The organism is Flagellimonas olearia, assembly GCF_004150225.1.
Lineage (GTDB): Bacteria > Bacteroidota > Bacteroidia > Flavobacteriales > Flavobacteriaceae > Flagellimonas > Flagellimonas olearia.
The window spans coordinates 51,525-72,441 of sequence record NZ_ML142911.1 but is presented as its reverse complement, the minus strand read 5'-3'; the positions used below and the strand labels follow the sequence as shown (position 1 = coordinate 72,441).

12 protein-coding genes are annotated in these 20,917 nt (G+C 44.4%); 4 read left to right on the top strand and 8 right to left on the bottom strand.

Going from position 1 to position 20,917, the window contains the following annotated elements; all coding sequences use genetic code 11:
• Window positions 1–9 precede the first annotated feature (9 nt).
• From DN53_RS12330 to DN53_RS12300, 7 genes are all read right to left on the bottom strand, one after another.
• The gene (locus tag DN53_RS12330) at window positions 10–936 is read right to left on the bottom strand and encodes a hydroxypyruvate isomerase family protein (RefSeq protein ID WP_129654591.1); all 927 of its coding nucleotides are present in this window, start codon (window positions 934–936) and stop codon (window positions 10–12) included.
• A 324-nt stretch (window positions 937–1,260) separates the two neighbouring features.
• A complete protein-coding gene (locus DN53_RS12325; RefSeq protein ID WP_129654590.1) occupies window positions 1,261–1,599 on the bottom strand; it encodes an SdrD B-like domain-containing protein in 339 nt (112 codons plus the stop codon).
• A 26-nt stretch (window positions 1,600–1,625) separates the two neighbouring features.
• Entirely contained in the window at window positions 1,626–3,620 is a 1,995-nt protein-coding gene (locus DN53_RS12320) for a SusD/RagB family nutrient-binding outer membrane lipoprotein (RefSeq protein WP_129654589.1), read from the bottom strand.
• 15 nt (window positions 3,621–3,635) lie between these two features.
• On the bottom strand, window positions 3,636–7,277 hold the full coding sequence (locus tag DN53_RS12315; RefSeq protein WP_129654588.1) for a SusC/RagA family TonB-linked outer membrane protein: 3,642 nt from the start codon (window positions 7,275–7,277) through the stop codon (window positions 3,636–3,638).
• Window positions 7,278–7,412: 135 nt separating this feature from the next.
• The gene (locus DN53_RS12310; RefSeq protein ID WP_129654587.1) at window positions 7,413–8,561 is read right to left on the bottom strand and encodes a FecR family protein; all 1,149 of its coding nucleotides are present in this window, start codon (window positions 8,559–8,561) and stop codon (window positions 7,413–7,415) included.
• A 133-nt stretch (window positions 8,562–8,694) separates the two neighbouring features.
• Entirely contained in the window at window positions 8,695–9,276 is a 582-nt protein-coding gene (locus tag DN53_RS12305; protein ID WP_129654586.1) for an RNA polymerase sigma-70 factor, read from the bottom strand.
• Between the two features lie 272 nt (window positions 9,277–9,548).
• Window positions 9,549–11,486, bottom strand: coding sequence for a peptide-N-glycosidase F-related protein (locus DN53_RS12300; RefSeq protein ID WP_129654585.1), 1,938 nt, complete (start codon window positions 11,484–11,486; stop codon window positions 9,549–9,551).
• Window positions 11,487–11,750: 264 nt separating this feature from the next.
• On the opposite strand from DN53_RS12300, the gene DN53_RS12295 reads away from it, so the two are divergent.
• The 3 genes from DN53_RS12295 (at window position 11,751) to DN53_RS12285 (ending at window position 18,541) form a co-directional block, all read left to right on the top strand.
• On the top strand, window positions 11,751–13,328 hold the full coding sequence (locus tag DN53_RS12295) for an arylsulfatase (RefSeq protein ID WP_129654584.1): 1,578 nt from the start codon (window positions 11,751–11,753) through the stop codon (window positions 13,326–13,328).
• A 479-nt stretch (window positions 13,329–13,807) separates the two neighbouring features.
• Complete coding sequence (locus DN53_RS12290) at window positions 13,808–17,077, top strand: SusC/RagA family TonB-linked outer membrane protein (protein ID WP_129654583.1); 3,270 nt, start codon at window positions 13,808–13,810, stop codon at window positions 17,075–17,077.
• 12 nt (window positions 17,078–17,089) lie between these two features.
• Window positions 17,090–18,541 carry a SusD/RagB family nutrient-binding outer membrane lipoprotein gene (locus DN53_RS12285; RefSeq protein ID WP_129654582.1) on the top strand — a complete coding sequence of 484 codons (1,452 nt, stop codon included), beginning with the start codon at window positions 17,090–17,092 and terminating at the stop codon, window positions 18,539–18,541.
• Window positions 18,542–18,624: 83 nt separating this feature from the next.
• Here DN53_RS12285 and DN53_RS12280 read toward each other — a convergent pair whose 3' ends face one another.
• The gene (locus DN53_RS12280; RefSeq protein ID WP_165357415.1) at window positions 18,625–19,662 is read right to left on the bottom strand and encodes a helix-turn-helix domain-containing protein; all 1,038 of its coding nucleotides are present in this window, start codon (window positions 19,660–19,662) and stop codon (window positions 18,625–18,627) included.
• Between the two features lie 138 nt (window positions 19,663–19,800).
• Between DN53_RS12280 and DN53_RS12275 the strand changes: the two genes are divergently transcribed.
• On the top strand, window positions 19,801–20,898 hold the full coding sequence (locus tag DN53_RS12275) for a DUF2911 domain-containing protein (RefSeq protein ID WP_165357414.1): 1,098 nt from the start codon (window positions 19,801–19,803) through the stop codon (window positions 20,896–20,898).
• Window positions 20,899–20,917: the final 19 nt, after the last annotated feature.

The following is a 20,917-nucleotide window of genomic DNA, read 5'->3' as shown; positions in this document are numbered from 1 at the left end:
ATTTTTCCTTCAAAAAGTATCACTCTTCTTATACGCTTCGATTACGGCCAGTTCCCCTTCTTTTCCTTGAATGGAGTTGCCATGCTCCATACCCAAGATTCCCTGGAATCCTTTGGAATGGATATGTTTGAAGACATTCGTATAATTGATTTCGCCAGTGGTGGGTTCGTTTCTCCCAGGATTATCGCCTATTTGGAAGTATCCTATTTCATCCCAACAAGCATCAATGTTGGGTATAAGATTGCCTTCCTGTATCTGTTGGTGGTAAATGTCGAATAGAATTTTGCACGATGGGCTGTCCACTGATTTGCAAACAGAGAATGCCTGCGGACTTTCTGACAGGAACAGACCGGGGTGGTCCCTAAAATTTAAAGGCTCCAAAACCATGGTGATGCCGTGGGGCTCCAAAATGTCCGAGGCCCTTTTCAATGCTTCAACGACATTGGTGGTCTGGTAGGCCATGTTTAAACGAGGGGCTATGTGTCCGGGAACAACCGTCATCCATTTGGCATTGACCCGTTTGGCCACTGCAACACTTTCTTGGATTTCTTTTAGGAACTTTTCCCGAAGGGCTGTGTCGCCATTGGTTAAATAGGGCTCTTTCCAGAAAATCTCGTGGGCCACAAATACACCCATGGTCATATTGCGTTTGGCCATGGTGCTGGCCATTTTTTCCTGGGTTTGAATAGATCGCCCCTTCATACCATTGTCCTCAAAAGCAGTGAACCCTTGATCGGCCATAAAGTTGAGCTGGTCCACTGGGTCATCCCCTGCATGGTTTTTGAACATACCTAAATGGGGGGCGTATTTTAACTGGAAGGTGTTTTTTACTGGTGGGGTACCAAGCTTCTCTCCAGCAGTGCCAAGACTGATTCCACCTAATCCCAAGGCAGTGGTGGCCATAAGTTTTTGTTTGACAAATTTTCTTCTGTCCATTATAACGATTTGTAATTGTTTGGTTTAGACTGTGATGGTTTTCAGGTTAAGAAAACACCTGTTAAGGTAGGTGTATTTGTATTGGATGGCTAATACAAAATTTGCCCGAAGCGTTGTTTTTTTTGCCTTAGAATGGATTTGACCCGGTATTTGGCAAATAGAATATGCGTTTGGGAGGGAGAGCTTTGGCCCATAAAAAAGGAAAGCCGACCTAAAAATAGGTCGGCAATCCCGCGACTATACTAACTCAAAACAAATCACTACCCATCCATTGTTTACAATGGATTTGCATTTTTATCCAAGATTTTCACTTGGTAAGAGTTCTTATTTTTGGTTCAATGTCAAGGCTACTTCTTTAACAATGTCGTCACTGACATATACCAATTGTGGCGTATTTCCTGTGTCCCATACATTTCCTTCAATCGTCACGGTGGCCCCCACATAGTAGTTGCCTGCTTCCAGCCCGGTAAAGGAAAAGTTTCCTTCACTGCCGGTAGTGGTACTTTCCACCAAAGAGGCACTTTCGTTATAGAGTTTTACCGTGATTCCCGAGACAACATTACCATCATTGGCACTTGCCGTACCTATGATCGAGGCACTGTCATCTTTGCTACAGGAAATAAATATGGTCAAGGAGAATACTAATAACAATATTCTTTTCATTTCTTAAAGGTTATAGGTTAATAATCTTATTCCAAAACATTTTTCCACTTCGTCTGGCGACCTGTAAACCAAATAGGCAGGTTGTAATCGTCATGTTGACTGATCCGTGCCCAATTCTCTGGGTCGGTTGCCTGAATACTTGGATTGTAAAGGAACCTTTCCTTCCATTGGAACACCTCATACGGAGCCCCTGGATTGTCGCCCAAGTAGCTGATCAAACGACGGGCATTGGTATAAGGGGTCTCAAAGTTGAACATGTTGTAGTGCAACTGCAACTGGTTGAAGATAGACCTTACTTTTTCCTCATCGGTCAATCCGTCAAATCGCTGCGCCTCATATTCGGCATATGCACTTTCGTTATACTCCATATCGGGACGGTCACGGTCTATCCTGGACTGGTCCATGTTGCTTGGGAACGATGGTGTGGTCTGCTTTGAATAGGCGTTTGCCGTATTCATTTGGTACCAATACTTGCAGGATAGCTCAATGGCCCTTTTGTAATGGTCACGTGCACTTCCACTTACGGCACCAAGTCCCCTTACGGCAGCTTCCGCCAAGGAAAGCTCGGTTTCCACTGCGTGAAGGGTGGGATAGCGTATATCAAAATTGAACTGCGGACGTACGTTGTATTCAGAGATCATGTTTTTATCGGTACCGATTGTCCAACCAATATCAAGATATTGTCCACAAAAGGTTCTGAAAGCATCCAAAAGAAATGCCTCTCTCTTGGTAAGGTCGGCAGTAGCCTCATCATTTAGTTTGATGGTGTGCTCATTTCCAGCGGCACCAAAGGTAATTTCGGTAACGGCCAAATCCGTCATGATGGGGTGGTTGATATAATATCCCCTCATGGCTTTGCTGAAATAGCTATTTGGATCACTTCCATTATCAAAGTCTGTTTCGGCACCTATATATCTACCCAAAATGTCCTTGGAGAACAAATAGGCAACCCTTGGGTCTACGGTACCATTGGCAAGTCCTTCCTCTGCATTGTCACTGTCGTAATAGTAAAGGGTCTCCCCGTTTACCACCACGCTTTTCTCTTCAGGGATACAGTGCATCACATCTTGCAAAAACCTTTTTGGGGCACGGGCCTCATCGGCACGTTCCCTGAAAGCTCTTGTAATACCCAGTTCCACCTGAAGTCGATAAGGCTCCACGATGGCTATATCTGCCAATCCAGCCACATCGGTGGATTGATCGAACATGGGTTTTCCACTCAATTCCGCAATTACCGTTGAGGTAATGGTAGGCATGACTTCACTGACATTCATGGCCCAACGCAGTCGCAAGGAGTTGATGTACTTTCTCCATTGGGTGATGTCGCCGCTGAAAATTACATCCTGTTGTTGAAATGAGGTTTGCGTGGCATCGTCCAAGGTTAAATTGGCCAAATACGCTTCAATCTCCTTCAATTCTTCAATGATGATGGGATAAATTTCCTCTTGGCCCAAGTATTCTGCCTTTTCCCCATCCAAGGCCCCGGCGGAACCGGTTTGGAAATAGGGAACCTCGTCATAAAGGTCAATGGCCCTTTGATATCCATAGGCTTTCAATACATGCAACAATCGCATATAAAGTTCGTCTGATTGGGTTCTTTGGTCTTCCGGAATCTTGTTGTATTCCTTCTGGCCCCATAGTACCTGCTTGATCCATGGACTGTTGATGTTGTTGAACACCGTCCTGTTGAACGAATTGGAACCCCAATCGTTTTCAACATCATACAAGGCGTATGCGTATCCGTATGCATTGGTGGTGTAATATAATTGAACACCGGTTCCCATGATACGCGATCCACTCCTTAATTGGTGGTAAGCGGACCCATAATCACCCCGAAGCAAAAAGCCGCGGGTCAATTGTGAGGTAAAATAACCTGCTATGATACTTACACCTGCCTTGTCCGCCTGGGTTTTGGAAAAGCCATCGGGATCTTGGTAGAGTTCCTCCAGTTCACTTTGACATCCGTTTGCCCCAAATACAAGAAGCAAGGATAGTAGGGTTTTAATTACTGAATTTTTCATAGTTATGTTTTTTGATTAAAGCTTAGCCTTTATTGACAATCCTATTGAACGTTGCGATGGCAGCGCCGTGGTTCCATAGGAACCTTGTGCCCATCCTGTACCATTGGTAGATTCAGGAATGGTGTTCGGAGCGGCCTTGTAGATATAGGCAACATTGTTCGCAAAAACGGAAAGTACGATATCCCGTAGTCCTATCTTATCCGAAAGGTCTGGGAGCCTATAATCCAAGGCAATGTTCCGTAAGGCTATATAATCGCTTTTAAACAGTCTGTCTTCAGGGAAGAAACCGTTTGAAAAGTAAGAGGAGCCATAATATTCTTCGGCAGATACCACTTGCGCGTTGGGTGTGCCGTCTGCACGAACACCGTTCAATAATACCCCATCGTTATAAGTTGCCCCATTGGGGTTGGTACCGCCTACTTTCTGACCTTCATCGTTCAAGTAGTAAGGAATACCTCCACTTGCTGCATCACGGTAGGCCAAACTTTCGTTAAGTACCCCGGCAGCCATCATGTAGGTTTCCGCTTCATTGATGAACGTGGCCCCAAAGGAGTAGTCCATGTTCACGACCAATCCGAAGTTTTTGTAGTTGAACCTTGTAAAAAGTCCTCCGGTTACGTCTGGAAGCAATTTTCCGACTTTTTTGTTGCTTCGGGTAGAATAGGCATAACGTTGTCCGTTACTGTCCACAACAAGCTCCCCGTTGTTGGGGTCGCTGTCATCCGATGGGTTGATGTAGCGGTAGTTTCCACTCTGCTGGACAATAAGTCCATACTCACCACCCACTTCGGCAACGGCATTCAAGCCATTTCTGCTCCAAAGTGATAAAGAGGTAATGTCACCGTCAAGTCTTTTTACCTTGGTCTTGCTCGATGCGAAGGTCATATCCACATCCCACTGAAAATCCTTGCCCACAACAGGCTTGGTCCTCAGGGCAAGTTCCCATCCTTTATTTTGCACATCACCGGCGTTGATTCGGATGTTGTCCACACCCAATCCGGGAGGCGCTGCCACCTTCATGATCTGGTCATAAGTGTTGGCATGGTAATAGGAGAAATCTATCCCCAATCTCCTGCCTCGGAAGAAGTATCCTTCAAGACCTACTTCGTATTCGCGCTTACGTTCCGGTTTTAAGTTGGGAACGAAGTTTTCGTCGATGGGAGGAAGGTCGTTCGGAGGAGTCAAGATAAATCCACCTCCAGAAGCCGATACGCCTAGGTTTACGTTACTGAAATACAAGGGACCTGGTCTACCCACATCGGCCCAAGAAGTTCTCAACTTTAAGAACTGAATGGCCTCAGGAAGCTCAAATGAATTGGAGGCGATCCAAGTGGCACTTGCTCCAGGATAGAAATAACTGTTGTTCCCAGGAGGCAAAATGGAAGACCAATCTTGACGGGCCTGGGCCTCAACGTAGATTTGATCGTCCCAATCCACTTGGAATGAACCCAAGAGACTATACAGGATATCTTCACCATTGTCATAGACATATTGTGGTTGTACTCCAGAAGGAAGGTTTGAGAAAGAGAAGAAGTTGGGGATTACAAAACCACCAATTTTCTCGGCTCCTTTGCTCTCAAAATAGTTGCTTCTGATAACACCACCCACAAACCCGTTGAAACCAAAGTCGTTCCAAGTGTAGTCGTAGTTAAAGGTGGCCTGTCCGTAGGTCTTTCTAATGATCCTATTGGTATCCCTGAATACAGATCCACTGTTGGGACCTATCAAATCAGGGTCTTGCAGTTTTCCTTTGTATATATTGCGTTCAGTGGTGTAATCAAGTCCACCTAAAATAGAGGCACTCAAATTATCGTTGAACGTCAGATCCAAAGTAAGGGATTGTAGACTGTGCAAACGGTTAAAGTCCGATACATTCTGCGTCCAGTCCCACAAGGTACTTACCACGGATGATCTACCATTCGAAATGAAATTGCTTCGTCTTTCCGGATTGGCGAAATAGTTGAAACCGTTGTCTGTTACCAAATAGCTTCGCAACAGGTCAACATCAATGTCACTGGAATAGGCCCCTAAACTGGATGTGGCTCCCTGGGCATCAAAGGATCCTTCATAGGAAGCGTTGTAATTGCTCGTAGTAAACAGGTTGCTGACATACTTCAAGGAAATATTATCATTGATTTCATAAGAAGTATTTAAACTAAAGGTGTTCTTGGTGTACTTTGCCCCAGGATAAATGGGGTTGTACCTCAAATTGGTATAGGAAAAACGGATAGATCCTTTTTCACCTCCTGAGCTTAACGAAACATTGGCTGTTTGTTGAGAGCCTGTGCGGAATAACTGGTCATAAACAGACTTGTTGTTGGCAACCCAAGGCCTTCTGGATCCATCCCACCAGTTCAATACCACGCTGGGATCGTATTTGGGACCAAAGGCAGAACCTGCCACGTCCAATGTTCTTTCATTGTTTTCATCCAAGAAGTAACCTTGGTCATCGGTTTGGGAAGTACTGGCACTTCTACCTGTCCCGTATTGGTTTTGCAACTCGGGCATGAAAGCACTTTCTTCCATGGTGGTGGTAAAGGAAGCTGAGATTCCCAATCCACGGTTTCTTGAACCACTTTTGGTGGTGATCAAGATTACCCCGTTGGCCCCTTCACTACCATAGAGTACGGATGCTTTTGCACCTTTAAGGATTTCAAAGGATTGGATGTCGTCAGGGTTAATGTCGTTGATACCCGTACCATTGTCCCTACCTGTTCTTGCATTGGCTGTAATGTTGGTGTTCTCATCGTGAATTGGAATACCATCCACTACGATCAAGGGGCGGGTGGTTGAGTTCTCATCGAAGGATACCGCATTACGGATATTGATTTTCATACCTCCTGAAGGACCAGTGGCGGTTGAGGCCACGGTAACCCCTGATGCGGTTCCGTATAAGGATTGTAGGGCATTCACAGGAGTACCACTGGCTAGGATCCGTTCTTCGCCAACTTTGGCCACGGAGTACCCCAAGGCCTTGGCATCTTTTCGAATACCAAGTGCGGTAACAACAACTTCATCCAGCTCGCCAACATCTTCCTGTAGGGTAGTATTGACAGTGGATTGCCCGCCCACTGGGATTTCCACGGAAACAAACCCTAAATAAGAGAATACCAATACTGCCGAATCGTTGGATATGGCAATACTATAGTTTCCATCAAAATCGGTTGAGGTTCCATTGCCCGTTCCTTTTTCCACGACATTTACCCCGGGCAAGGGTTGTCCGTCTGCATCTACAACGGTTCCAGATACCGATCTTTGTACCGCTGTTTGGGTTTTGACTTCCACAGCTGGGCGATCTCTATCCCTTTTCAAGACAATTTGCTTGTCCAAAATAGAATAGATGACGTCGCTATTGCGGAAAATCCTATCCAGAATGGTCTCAACCTTTTCATTCCTTACTCTGATTGAAACGATCCGTCCCAATTTCACTTCTTGGGTGTCGGCCAAGAATTTAAACTCAGTGTTACGCTCAATCTCGTCGAGCACTTTTTCTACACTGACTTGCTTTAGATTTAGCGATATTTTCGTTGTTTGGGAGTATGAACTAGCTTGGATCTTGAACAACGAAACTATCAGCAAAACTGTAGTGAGTTTCATTTTGAGGTCAAATTTCGGGATGTACCATGCGGACACACCCGAATTAGTTGTTTTTTTCATACTTTTAAAAACGTTATTGTGGTTTTACTTTAGTTAGATCACTTTTTACTAATCGGAGGATGTTCGCCCATTCTCCGATTTTGTGATTTTTGGAATTGTTAGTTTGTTAGTTTTCGCTCATGTATTCTCTTGTTTTTAGTTAATAATTATCTGATTATCAGTTATTGAGTAATCTATTGAGTAGTTTTCTTTAAAGGCTTTCATGACCTGTTCTATGGTCTCTATGTCAAAAGAGGCGTTGTAAAACTTTTCGTCCAGGGCCTGATTGTTGTTGATGATGGTAACGTTATAGCGTCGTTCCAGTTTTTTACGGATGTTTTTGAAAGGGATGTTCTTGAAAATTATCCTTCCACTGGTCCATGAGGTATAAATGTCGGTTTCGACTTCCTCTATGGTCATTTTTTCCGAGTTCTTGTCCCATGACGCTTTTTGGTTGGGGACAATCACAAAGGAATCATCCAAATTGGACTTGTCCTTGTTTGTCAATTGTACCGAGCCTTCCACCAAAACAGTTGAGATGTCATCGTCCTCAGGATAGGAGGAAACATTGAATTTTGTTCCCAGTACCTCAACTTGTACGTTATTGGCGGTCACCAAGAAAGGATGGTTCTCATCTCTGGTAACATCAAAGAAGGCTTCTCCCCAAATCTCCACCTCCCTGTTATGACCTTCAATGAATTGAATGGGATATTTAATGGTGCTCCCGGCGTTGAGCTTTACGGAAGTGCCATCGGAAAGAACCAAGTCGAACCGTTTGCCCAATGGAACGGTCAATTCATTGTAAACCAATTCCTTTTGCTCTTTTTTCTCTTGGGCATAGGTAATGGTGTTTCCGGTTTGGACCCCTACCACGTTTCCTTGGGAATCCGTAATGTTTTTACGGTCATTTTCAGAAATCACATCGGTGCTCCCATTATCCAACTTCAACACGATACTGTTTTCCGGTTGAAGTAGGGGCAGGTTCGCTTTCTTATGGTCATCAATTTCAAAGAACAGATATGTTGAGCCAAGTAAAATGGCGATGCCGGCCGCATACTTTAAAAACTTTTGGGAAGGGAACCGCTTGGGAAGCCTGTTTTTTGACTTTTCCTTGCCCATATTTTGGAGTATTCCATCCAAAATATCTCTTTTGAGTGCTTCAGAATTTCCTAATGCCGAAGGCCATTCATCATCGTGTTCGTTCTGGAAACTATCCAGATAGTTCAATAGCATTTGCTCTTCTTCAGGAGTGGTGGTGCCATCCTGATATCTCTCCAAAAGGGATAAAAAATTCTTTTTGTCCATTGTTGCTATGTGGATCCAATTAGGGTCCTTCAGTTATATAGTGTTGGTAAAAGCAAACATCCCCTAGTCCAAAAAGGGATTTTTTTGTTTTTTCTCGTTTATGGTTGAAAAACAGAGGGTTTGTCGTAGGTAATTATCCGTGAAATAGAAGCAATATGGCCAAAAGATAGGTGCCTACCGAACTGCGCAATACTTTAAGGGCCTTGGTAATATGGTTTTCAACGGTCTTTGTGGAAATATCCAAAAATTGGGAAATTTCAGCATGGCTAAGCTGCTCCTCCCGGCTAAGGGTGTATACTTCCCTGCACTTTTGTGGTAAGCTCTCCACGGTGGTACTTATTCTTTGTACCAGTTCTTGATAGAGATACTCGGACTCGGGGGAATTATAGTGCAACCGTTGGTCCAGATTTTCAAAAAGGTGGGAGCCTAGGCTTTTTTCCTTTTTTCGTATTTGGGCAAATATTTGATAACGGGCACTGGAAAAAAGATAACTCTTGAATGTAGAAGTAACATGGAGTTTTTCCCTTCTTTTCCATAGGTCCATGAACAAATCTTGCACAATGTCCTTGCACACCTCTTTGTCCCTAAGTACGTTATATGTGTAAAGATAAACTGGGTTCCAATATCTGTTGTACAGTTCGGTCAATGCATTTTCATCGTTGTTTCGCAAACGATTCAGCAAAACCTCATCTGTATGTAGAAATAGTCCTCCCATAGGTTTTTGGGCTTGTCGTTATAAATTATTTTATAAAACAATACCCAAGACTAAAAGTAAATAAAATTTAAAGCGGAATTTGCTTTTTTTTAACAGATGATGATATTTTTTTTGCTCTATTCCTGTTTTTTTGTCATTTGTTGAATAAAACTATGTGTTTTTTGCGCTTTTACTCCCTTTGAAAGCGGTGGGTTTTGTAAAAGTTCTGTTAATTCCTGTAGATGGTACACTTTTGACTCCCAAGTCAAGGTGCAGCCAAGGCTTCTTTTCTGCTATTGCTGTCGCGTTTGTTTGGATATACGCTGCTTTAATTTGGATTCACCATTCAGAAACAGCTCTATTACATAACGACCGTCCTCGTACTGGGTCATATCAATATCAAAAGTGGTGTCCTGTATTTGGGTGAACGGAATCTTCTCTTGTATATCGCCGTCTTTCAAGATATGGATTTCACCATCCATGGGTTTTTCCAGTTGCACAAACAATTGTGTTTGGTCTTGTATCCTTCTGGGATGAAGCTTCAATAAACTTTGCTCAACGGTATCATCCAGTTTGGGGTTGTTCTTTACCGTAAAATCCAATTGTTCGCCAATTCCACAATCACTTTCAAAACGGTGCAGTACCCTTCCGTCCATGTCCGATATCTGCAAATAACCAAACCCTTGTTGCGGCATGAACCAAAACTCCAATCCATTGTGGCCGGAGTCTTCCAAGTTCATTCGATAGTGTCCCAAACCAAGGTCAACAGTGTCTTTATAAAGTGTATCCTTCTTAACCGTATTGGGGTCTTTTTCATAGACAACCCTATTGGCTTCATCCACTATGCGAATCATGTTTTCCTCTGGAGTGTTGTTGGATTTATAGGATATCACCACTTGTTTGGGCATTTCTTTGGGAGACATGAACATGGATTCCCTTTGGTTGTCTGCCTGCCAAGCGTCGGTTTGACCGTTTGGTTTTTTCAGCTTCGCATAGAAGGTGTTTTGCCCGAAGTTGAAATCAATGGCCCCGGGAAGTACAAGAATGGCTTCTTCATAAAATTTCAGTTCCCCGGTCCATTCAAAAGTCTTCTTTTCAAAGCCTTTTGTGCCATATTCAATGGTCAATGCGGTCAGGGTTTCACTGCCCAAGTTTTTAACAACGATTTTTGGTTCAACGATTGAGGGGTTAAAGCGGTTCAGTTCCGGTGCGGCATTGGGAACCAGTATTTGGTCCAGGGATACATCAAATTTTTTGTTGGGTGTTCCATATTGAAAGAGCACTGCACTGATGCTCTCATTGGCTTGGATATTTTCGGTGGCTGTATAGGGTTCCAACTCAAAATCTATGGTATGGGAAGTGTTGGTTACCGGGAAATCAATGATGTCTGGAGCCTGAAGGTCGCCCGGGCACCAATAGGCGCGATCAAAAATCCAAGTTCCACCTTGCGGATATAGGTTGTTGTCTGCGCATTCCTTCCACATATCCCTTCGGTCAATGGGCTTTCCATCTACCAAAACCTCCCGCCATCTGCTGCAAAACTCACTGCAGCCTTTGGGCTGATCATAGCCATGACCGGTATGCAATATCCGCAGCCTGCTGAATGCCGCTCCTTCTTCCATGGCTATGTTTTGGGGAGTAAGCGACTCTTCAATGGGATTTTCGGGGTCACCATATTTAAAACTGCCGTCGTATACTTCGTTGTACATAATCGGTTGGGCTACGGGGTCTCCCAATTCCATATCAAAACTAACGGTAAGGTCCCAACCCACACTGGTGGCTTCATAGCCGGTGTGGTTGTATTCAATCTCAACACTGTCCCTTAAAATGCTCGCGAAATCGGTCACATCAATCCGCCAATGCCAACGCCAATCCTTTTTAAAATTACTGCCATAAGGAGTCAACATTTTACCAATTTCCAAGTCCAATGTGTCCCCTTTGATGCCACCGATACGTTTGATTCGGATAGGGTCCAAATAGTCCCAATGCGCAATGTTGATGGAATCCGGGTGTCCCAAAGCCACCTCCATAAAAATGCGTCGTATGGATTCATCCTTGCTTGGAAAAACACCCCAAGCCGCAAAAGGATTGTTTCCCTTATTGGGGTTACAGACAATGGTGGTGTGGTCATGGGTAACAACCGTGTGTATTTTTCTTTCTTCAGGGGTGTTTTGACATCCAGTCAAGAAGATTGAAATCAATAGTAGGGAAAGGAAGAGGTTGGATTTCATGTACGCGTTTTTTGAAAATTGTAAGGGGTTATGGGGCGTAAAAATATATTTTTTGAAAAGATTTGACCCAAATTCAGAAAAAAACGGGTGTTTTTGGTAAGCCGGCCCCTATGCCTTAATAAGGTCTTCACTTTTTAAGGGGATAACGGAAAAACTCATATTTAACTTGGTTTTGAATCAAATAAATACCCGCTTGGGAAGGAGAAAGTTTTGGGTGGTTCCGAATAGTTTCTATTTTAGGGGGCAATAGCCATAGATGATATTATGAAACCAACATTCCAAACCGCGAAGTTTTTATACGTATGCACCGCATTCTTGCTAATTCTTTCCTGTAAGCAGGAACCAAAACCGTCCCAACCGGTTCAAAAGCCCAACATCATATACATCTTGGCGGACGACCTAGGGTATGGAGAAGTGGGAGCCTACGGTCAGGAAAAAATTGAAACTCCCAACATAGATGCACTGGCCAAGGACGGGATGCGCTTTACACAGCATTATACCGGGGCCCCCGTCTGCGCTCCGGCCCGTTACATGTTGCTCACGGGCAGGCACGCCGGACATGCTTTCATCCGGGGAAATGATGAATGGCGTGAACGGGGCAAAGTCTGGGATTACAGAGAAGCCATTAAGGATTCGACCCTTGAAGGACAACGACCTGTACCGGATTCCACCCTATTTTTTCCAAAATTATTGCAACAAAAGGGATACACCACGGGCATCGTTGGAAAATGGGGCTTGGGGGCACCGCACACCCATTCCGTTCCCAATAATATGGGGTTCGATTATTTCTTTGGTTACAACTGCCAAAGACAGGCCCATACCTATTATCCCGTCCATTTGTATGAAAACAAGAATAGGGTATACCTCAACAATGACACCATTGCTCCCAACACCAAGTTGGCGGAAGGTGCGGACCCCCATGACCCGGAGAGCTACAAGAACTATAATCTGAATGATTACGCCCCGGAGCTGATGTATGAAAAAATGATGGGCTTCATTCAAGAGAACAAGGAAAAACCGTTCTTCTTTTACTGGGCTTCGCCTATTCCCCATAATCCCATCCAGGCTCCTCAACGGTGGGTGGACCATTACAAGAAAAAGTTTGGGGACGAAGAGCCCTACTTGGGGCAAAAGGGATATTTTCCCCATCAAAATCCAAAAGCGGGCTATGCCGCGATGATTTCCTATTTGGATGAAAACGTGGGCAAGCTGGTAGCGTATTTGAAAGCAGAAGGGCTCTACGATAATACCTTGATTATTTTTTCATCGGACAATGGGGTTACCTTCACGGGCGGAACCGATGGGGCCTATTTTAATAGTTCAGGTCCGTTTGGAGAGGCCTATGGACAAGGCAAGGGTTTTGTTTACGAAGGCGGAATACGGGTTCCCATGATAGCTTCATGGCCTGCAAAAATCAAGGCGGGCACCACATCGGATCATATTTCAGCCCATTACGATGTCATGGCCACCTTGGCCGATGTTGTGGGATACGAAGCCCCCAAAGACACCGATGGGATTAGCTTTTTGCCCACTTTGCTCGGAAGCGAGGAGCAGCAACAGCACGGTTTCTTGTTCTGGGAATTTCCTGAGTATGGCGGACAAGTGGCCATCAGAATGGGAAAATGGAAAGTGGTGCGTCAACATTTAAAAGACAAGGAGGCTCCCACTTTGGAGTTGTATGATCTGGAGCAAGACCCGGCAGAGAGCAACAATGTTGCCAAAGACCATCCCGAAATCCTTCAGAAAGCGGCGCAAATCTTTGAGCAAGAGCATACCAACGCGGAAACGGAACGGTTCAGAATTCCTTTGATAGAAAACAACCTATTGGCCGAACAAGAGTAAGAGGATTGCCACATCAAGAAAAAGCCTCCCTTATGGGAGGCTGGCTAATTCAAAAAATCATAAAATGAGAACAAAGCTCATGTTTATGTTGGGCCAAAAGTAGTCCCAACCACCCTTCATTTTTTTTATTTGATATGAAACCCCAAGATTCTGATACCTGCATCTTGGCACAAAGGTCCTTTCCAAAATTTTAAGGAATCATACCGCCGTAAACAAGCCATATGCAGTAGGTTTTTAGTACTTCAGGTTGGTGTATATCACTATTGGATATTGGTTAAGATTCAAACTTTTCAAGCTTAACATCAAACTTTTCAGGTTTTATATCAAAGCCCAATGGGATGTCATTGAATTGGGTTGTTTTACGCGTCAGCTTGGTAGGAAGTAGGAAATGGGAGTCCAATCCCTATTCTGGGATAACTTCTTTCCGCACCTTGCCAGCTGCTGTAACTCAAATAATTCTAACATTAAAACCTAACTAAATGAAATTCAAAAATTGCGGCTACGCATTAGTGCTGTTCATGGCATTTTGTCCATTTATTTACGGACAGACCAAAACCATTTCGGGTACTGTGACAGACCAAAATGCAACTCCATTACCGGGAGTGTCCATTGTGCTGGTGGGTACTACCACGGGCACCCAGAGCGACTTTGATGGAAACTATACCATTCAGGCAAGTGAAGGGCAACAATTGCAGTTCAGTTACATTGGATTTGCAACGGTTACCATGAGGATCGGTGGTACCAATGAGATCAATGTGGTTTTGGAAGAGTCCAATGAGGCATTGGAAGAAGTGGTGGTGACCGCCTTGGGGATTTCCCGGGAGAAAAAGTCGTTGGGATATGCCACAACGGAACTCGATGGGGAGCAGGTCAATGTCCCGGGACAGAACAACGTCATTAATTCCCTTTCCGGTAAAGCGGCGGGGGTGAACATTACAAGAAACAACAACTTGGGTGGGTCCAGTAATGTGGTCATTAGGGGGGTTACCTCCATCAATGGGGACAATCAGGCCCTTTTTGTGGTTGATGGTGTACCCATAAACAATGAACCGGGCAACTTGGATGTGACCTTCGGAAACGGGAACAATGATGTGGCCCGGGGAAGGGGTGGATATGATTATGGAAACCCGGTTTCTGACTTAGATCCTTCCGTGATACAATCCGTGAACATTTTGAAAGGTGCAGCGGCAACGGCCCTGTATGGTTCCCGTGCTGCGAATGGGGCCATCATCATTACCACCAAAAAAGGGGAAGGAAACAAGAAACTGGGGATTACCATTAACTCTGGAATCACGGTAGGACATTACGATAAGAGTACCTTTATCCGATATCAAAAAGAATACGGACAAAGTTATTTTGGGGATTTAACTACCGCTTCGGGGAGTTTTACCAATGGTTTTAGGACCACTTTGGATTTAGATGGCGATGGCACCATAGATTTATTGCCCAGATATAATGATGATGCGTCCTTTGGTCCAAGGTTTGATCCAAATATCAATGTGTTCCATTGGAATGCACTGGTGGAAGAATTGCCCACATACTTGCAAAAGGCCCCATGGGTTGCGGCCAAGAACGATCCTTCCAGTTTTTTCAAAACCTCGTATAGTTATAACAATTCGGTTTCATTTGCGGGGAGTGATGAAAAGATGGACTATAGGGCAACCTATTCCAATAGTATCCAACGGGGTATCATACCCAATAGTGAGATTGTACGGAACAACCTAAGTATAAACCTAGGGAACAATTTGTCCGACAAACTAAGGGTTTCAACCAGTGCCAACTATACCAATACCCGGGGTAAAGGAAGAAATGGAACAGGGTATGATGGGGCCAATGCCAGAAACCTGATGACCAGTTTTAGGCAATGGTGGGCCGTGAATGCGGACATGGAAGATTTGCGCAAGGCCTATGAATCCACTGGAAGAAACATTACGTGGAACTGGAAAACCCCTGATGCACAACAACCCGAATACTGGGACAACCCCTATTGGACCATAAACAACAATATCGCGGAAGACCAACGAAACCGCTTTTTTGGGAACATTGCCCTGAATTACGCCATGACCGATTGGTTGTCTGCCAATGTACGGGCATCTGTTGATCATTTCAGTGAATTGAGGGAACAAAGAATTGCTTCCGGCAGTGTGGGGGTTCCCAGCTTTTCAACATTCAACAGAAGATTCAGTGAGTATAATTATGATACGACCCTAAACTTCAACAAGACCTTTTGGGAAGATTTAAGCGTAACGGCCTTGGCCGGTCTCAACATTAGAAGGACCTCCACGGAGACCATCTTTGCAGAGACCAATGGTGGGCTCATAGTCCCTGGAATCTATGCGTTGTCCAACTCGCTTAGTCCCATCAACCCTCCTTCGGAGGATTTTAGCAAGATTGGTGTGGATGGTGTTTTTGGATCTATATCCATGGGCTATAGGAACTTCCTGTATTTGGATTTGACCGGAAGACAGGATAAGGCTTCAACCTTGCCCCTGGAAAACAATAGCTTCTTTTATCCGTCGGTTTCCACATCCTTTGTTTTTTCCAGTTTGATGGATGCAGATTGGCTGAATTTCGGAAAGGTTCGATTGAATTATGCCGAAGTGGGGAACTTTGGAAGGGCACAAAGTTTGGTGAGTCCAGTACTGCTCAATGGCCAGGGGTCGTTTGGGGGTGCCAACTTGGCATCGATAAGTTCCACCTTGAGAAACCCAAAGCTAAAACCGGAGAGCACCAAAAGTTACGAGATTGGTCTGGAATCTTCTTTTTTCCGGAGCCGCTTAGGGTTTGATATTGCTGCCTACAAAACCAATTCCATAGACCAGATTATCGATGTGGCCGTATCCACGGCTACCGGATATAGCAGAAAATTTGTGAATTCTGGAGAGATCGAGAACAAGGGGTTGGAAGTCTCCCTCTTTGGAACTCCGATTAAAACTACGGATTTCGAATGGAATGTAAGGACCAACTGGTCCAAAAACCAGAGCGAGGTGTTGTCCTTGTTTGACGGGGTCGACAATTTTGAGGTGCAATCCTATCAATCCGGTGTTACTTTCAATGCCACTGTGGGCAGACCGTATGGGACATTGAGAGGTTCAAATTTTGTGTACTTGGATGGCAAGCCTGTGGTTGATCAAGATACGGGAGCGTATTTGCATTCGGATACCAACGAGGAAATAGGGGACACCAATCCCGATTGGATAGGAGGAGTGTACAATGGGTTCAGGTATAAAAACATCTCTTTTAATTTCCTCATTGATGTGAGAAAAGGAGGCGATGTCTACTCTTTGGATACCTACTATGGTTTTGGAAGTGGCCTCTATCCTGAGACCGTGGGTACCAATGCTTTGGGCAACCCCATTAGAAACCATTTGGAAGACGGTGGAGGATATGTATTCCCGGGAGTGGCTCCGGATGGCTCGCCCAACACGGTGTTGGCAGATGTAAGTGATGCGGTTTATTCGGGGGGGCTGTTTGGAGACCTGCCCCAGGCGTATCACGTGGAAGATGGTTCCTATGTGAAACTAAGGGAAGTGGCACTGACGTACAATGTGCCCTCCAAGCTTACGGATAAATTGGGAGTGGAAGGGTTGTCCTTTTCATTTACGGGATCTAACCTGTGGATTATCCATAAAAACCTGAAATATAGTGATCCAGAGGCAGGGTTCAGCGCCGGAAATGCCCAGGGGGTACAAATTGGGGCCTACCCAACCACCAAAAATTATGGTTTGAACATTAAAATGGAATTTTAAGACAATATCACAATGAAGAAATATATAATTACAGGCCTGATAGGATTTACAATTTTGGCGTCTTGTACCAAGGATGAAAAATTGTCCGACCTCAACAATGACCCCAAGAACCCAACGGCCAATGTTCCGGATGAGCTTTTCTTTTCCAATGCCCAAAGGGAGTTGGTGGATGCAAATTCATCCATCAATATCAATTTGAATATTTTTAGGTTCCTGACACAATATGTGTCATCGCCAATTTATACCCAGCAAAGTCAATATAATTTTCAGAGTAGGACCATTCCAGGGGTGTATTGGAGGACTTTGTACAGGGATGTACTTACAGATTTTAGGGCGGCCAAGGAAGAGTTGAACAATTCTGCTTCCTACGTTACTTCTTCCGAACTAAAGGTCAGGGACAATAGACTGGCAGTTTTAGGGCTTTTGGAAGTTTACACCATAGGACAATTGGTGGATGCTTTTGGAAACATTCCGTATAGTGAAGCATTGGATGGTGAAAATTTGACTCCGGCCTATGATGATGCCCTTGAGATCTATAGGGATTTGTTGAATCGCATAGATAATGCCATTTCGAGCCTTGATACAGGTTTTGAGAGCTTTGGGGCCGCAGATCTAATGTATTCCGGCGATGTTGAAAAGTGGCTGCGGTTTGGAAATTCCCTTAAGCTAAAGTTGGCCATGACGCTTGCCGATGTTGAGCCGGCCCTCTCAAAGAGCTTGGTAGAGGAAGCGGCACCCAACGTGTTCCAGTCCAATGCAGACAATGGGGTTATGGTATATTACGCCAGTCCTCCCGCCAATAATCCGCTATGGGACGATTTAGTGCAGAGTGGTAGGAGCGACTATTTTATGGCCAATACCTTTGTAGATGCCCTTAATGGACTCAATGATCCAAGGAGGGATATATTTTTCTCCAATCCCATTGATGGGGAATATGTGGGAGGAGAGTATGGTGCAGGGGGCGATTTTGATACCACTTCGCATTTTGGGGAGGCTTTTGTACAACCAGATCTTCCCGGAAACCTTCTGGATTATGCAGAAGTGTCGTTCCTGTTGGCCGATGCCTCGGCAAGGGGATATAGTGTGGGGGGTACTCCTGAAGAGTTTTATAATGAAGCGATTCGTGCCTCTTTTGAGTACTGGGGGTTGACCTCCGAAGAGGCCAATACGTATTTGTCTAATCCAGAAGTGGCCTATGCCACGGCCGAGGGAGACTTCAAACAAAAAATCGGGACCCAGATGTGGATAGCACTTTTTAACAGAGGCCAGGAAAGTTGGTTGCAATGGCGCAGATTTGATTATCCCATCTTGAATGCGGCACCACAATTGACCTTGGATGATATACCAGTACGACTTACCTATCCCATAGATGAGCAGAATAGGAACAATGCCAATAGGGAAGCGGCCGCCAGTGCCATTGGGGGTGACCAATTGACCACCAAATTGTTTTGGGATATGGAGTAGTCACCAGGTTGACGTTTTTTTGATTCGATTGATGAAAAGGGGGCAGTCTGTTTTGGATTGTCCCTTTTACTCCAAAAGCAGGATTACTTTTTTGAATAAACAAGATTTGGGTCGGAAAGGACTTCTGCCTGTATTTTGGATGGGGTTTTCTGAAATTCCGTCGGGTTCATTCCCGTGAATTTTTTAAAAGCGGTGTAAAAAGTGGAGGGCGTGTTAAAACCCGCTTCATAGGCCAAGGCCTCAATTTTTACATTTTTCCCCCTACCATTGGACAAGGCGGAGGCCACTTGTTGTATCCTGCAATAGTTGATGAGTTCGGGAAAGGTCATTCCGTATTCCTGCTTAATGATTCTGGAGATCAGATAAGTAGGTCGATTTAATTTTTTGGCAAACTTATCCAAGGTAAGTGAGGGTTCCTGGTAGATTTTTTGGGCATTGAGTTCGGATTTGATACGATTGATAAGGGAAGCATCAACCGCAATACTTTTCTTTTTTGAAGGAAAGAGCACGGGATTGTTCAGGAGAAAGACCAAAAGCACAAAGACCATGATTGCGGCAACCACTGCCCCCATGGCATAATTGAACATGGTATCCGTATAAAATTGAAAAAGAAAGATACCTCCAAAACATCCCACAGTGAGAATCAAAAGGGAGTTCCATCTATGGAAAACGGTTTTGGTTTCGCCATACTGACGAAACTTGAACCAAGAGGTCAATACATAGATGAAAAGTCCATAAGTGGTATAGAGATAGTAGATGCTGGCCACGGGGTTCTCGGAGAAGGCAATATGGACCGTACCTATAAGAGCGGGTAAAAAATGCAACAGATCCTTGGGTGCCAATCTTTGGGTTTCAACATCAAAATACTTGAAGTATAACCAAAGAAGTGGGCCAATACACGAAAGACCCAAATACCCAATGGCCACGGCAAGATTGGGAATCTCACCTGAAAAGAACATAATGGACTTTACAATTCGGAGGGAAAGGGCCATAAAAAGAAAACCCAGAAACTTTAGTTTAAAGCGCTGTTCGCTTCGCACAAAAAGGAGATAAAAGGAAATCAGGAAACCCAAGGCTATGGCAATACCTGAAAAGAAGGCCAAAAAAAGAAAATCTTTCATAAAAAACATCTTCGGAATTCGAAAATCAGGAATCAAAAAAACCAAAATCGAACTAAGCTTGCACAATATAAGCCATTCAATGGGTTAATGGCAAGCCAATTAATGTTAACGATTATAAAGTTGAAAATGAGAAACATAATGCTAAGACTTTTTGTATGTGCCCTGTTACTAAGTGCACCTTTGGGAGCGTTTGCCCAATTCCATACCTTAAAAATCCCGCAGACGAGTAATCAGGTCACCGAAACCCAACAATTGGCCGTGACCGATATTACCATAAGCTATGGAAGTCCATCTGTAAACGGTAGGGATGTATGGAATAATCCCAACATTATCCCCCAAAAAGGGGAACCCATTGCTTGGCGCGCAGGGGCCAACATGAATACAACCATCAGTTTCAGTACGGATGTGCTCATTGAGGGACAACCCCTTAAAGCGGGAACCTATGGATTTCATATTGTTCCGGATGGAAACAATTTTGAACTCCTGTTCGCCCATAACCATAACCAATGGGGAAGCTACTATTTGGACAGGGAAAATGATATTAGCCTAGCAGTGAATGTCACCGGTGAGACCTGTGAATTTTCCGAAAAATTGGACTATGAGTTTTTGGATTGGACGCCAAATTCGGTGACTATCGGATTGGAATGGGCAGACAAGCGTATTCCATTTAACGTGTCCGTGGATTTGGAAACTACGGTGGTAGAAAGTTTTAGAAGCGAGCTCCGGGGAATCAATACCTACCACTGGCAGGCCTGGAACGATGCCGCCCGGTGGTGTTTGGAGCACAATACCAATCTGGAAGAGGCCTTGCAGTGGGCCAACAGGTCCATTAATGGAGGATTCAATGGCTTTGCGGCAGACAAAAACCTGACCAATATGTCCACCAAAGCATTGCTTTTGGAGCAATTGGGTAGATCGGATGAGGTGTCTGCGGTCTTGGATGAGGCTTCTGGAATGGTGGACAATGCCATGGAGGCCAATAGTACTTCCATGCTGATGTTACGGTTGAATCAACCAAAAAAGGCATTGGATTTTGTCGGTTCCAAGATCAAGGAATATCCAGAAGCTTGGTTCCTGAAAATCAATAAAGGGATAAGCCACTATTTTTTGAACGATTCCAAACGGGCCGTAAAGGAATTGGAATCGGTTTTACCTGAAACCCCAGAGCAGTTTCAGCCAAGGGTACAAGAGATTATAGGTGAGGTGCAATCGGGTACCTATCGACTACCTTTCTAGATAATCATTTTAAGATAAC

Excerpts from the sequence above, each read along its gene's own strand:
- DN53_RS12305 (WP_129654586.1), bottom strand. The coding sequence starts at position 9,276 with ATGGGAGGACTATTTCTACATACAGATGAGGTTTTGCTGAATCGTTTG.
- DN53_RS12330 (WP_129654591.1), bottom strand. The coding sequence starts at position 936 with ATGGACAGAAGAAAATTTGTCAAACAAAAACTTATGGCCACCACTGCC.
- DN53_RS12280 (WP_165357415.1), bottom strand. The coding sequence starts at position 19,662 with ATGAAAGATTTTCTTTTTTTGGCCTTCTTTTCAGGTATTGCCATAGCC.
- DN53_RS12325 (WP_129654590.1), bottom strand. The coding sequence starts at position 1,599 with ATGAAAAGAATATTGTTATTAGTATTCTCCTTGACCATATTTATTTCC.
- DN53_RS12295 (WP_129654584.1), top strand. The coding sequence starts at position 11,751 with ATGAAACCAACATTCCAAACCGCGAAGTTTTTATACGTATGCACCGCA.
- DN53_RS12275 (WP_165357414.1), top strand. The coding sequence starts at position 19,801 with ATGCTAAGACTTTTTGTATGTGCCCTGTTACTAAGTGCACCTTTGGGA.
- DN53_RS12300 (WP_129654585.1), bottom strand. The coding sequence starts at position 11,486 with ATGAAATCCAACCTCTTCCTTTCCCTACTATTGATTTCAATCTTCTTG.
- DN53_RS12315 (WP_129654588.1), bottom strand. The coding sequence starts at position 7,277 with ATGAAAAAAACAACTAATTCGGGTGTGTCCGCATGGTACATCCCGAAA.
- DN53_RS12285 (WP_129654582.1), top strand. The coding sequence starts at position 17,090 with ATGAAGAAATATATAATTACAGGCCTGATAGGATTTACAATTTTGGCG.
- DN53_RS12320 (WP_129654589.1), bottom strand. The coding sequence starts at position 3,620 with ATGAAAAATTCAGTAATTAAAACCCTACTATCCTTGCTTCTTGTATTT.
- DN53_RS12310 (WP_129654587.1), bottom strand. The coding sequence starts at position 8,561 with ATGGACAAAAAGAATTTTTTATCCCTTTTGGAGAGATATCAGGATGGC.
- DN53_RS12290 (WP_129654583.1), top strand. The coding sequence starts at position 13,808 with ATGAAATTCAAAAATTGCGGCTACGCATTAGTGCTGTTCATGGCATTT.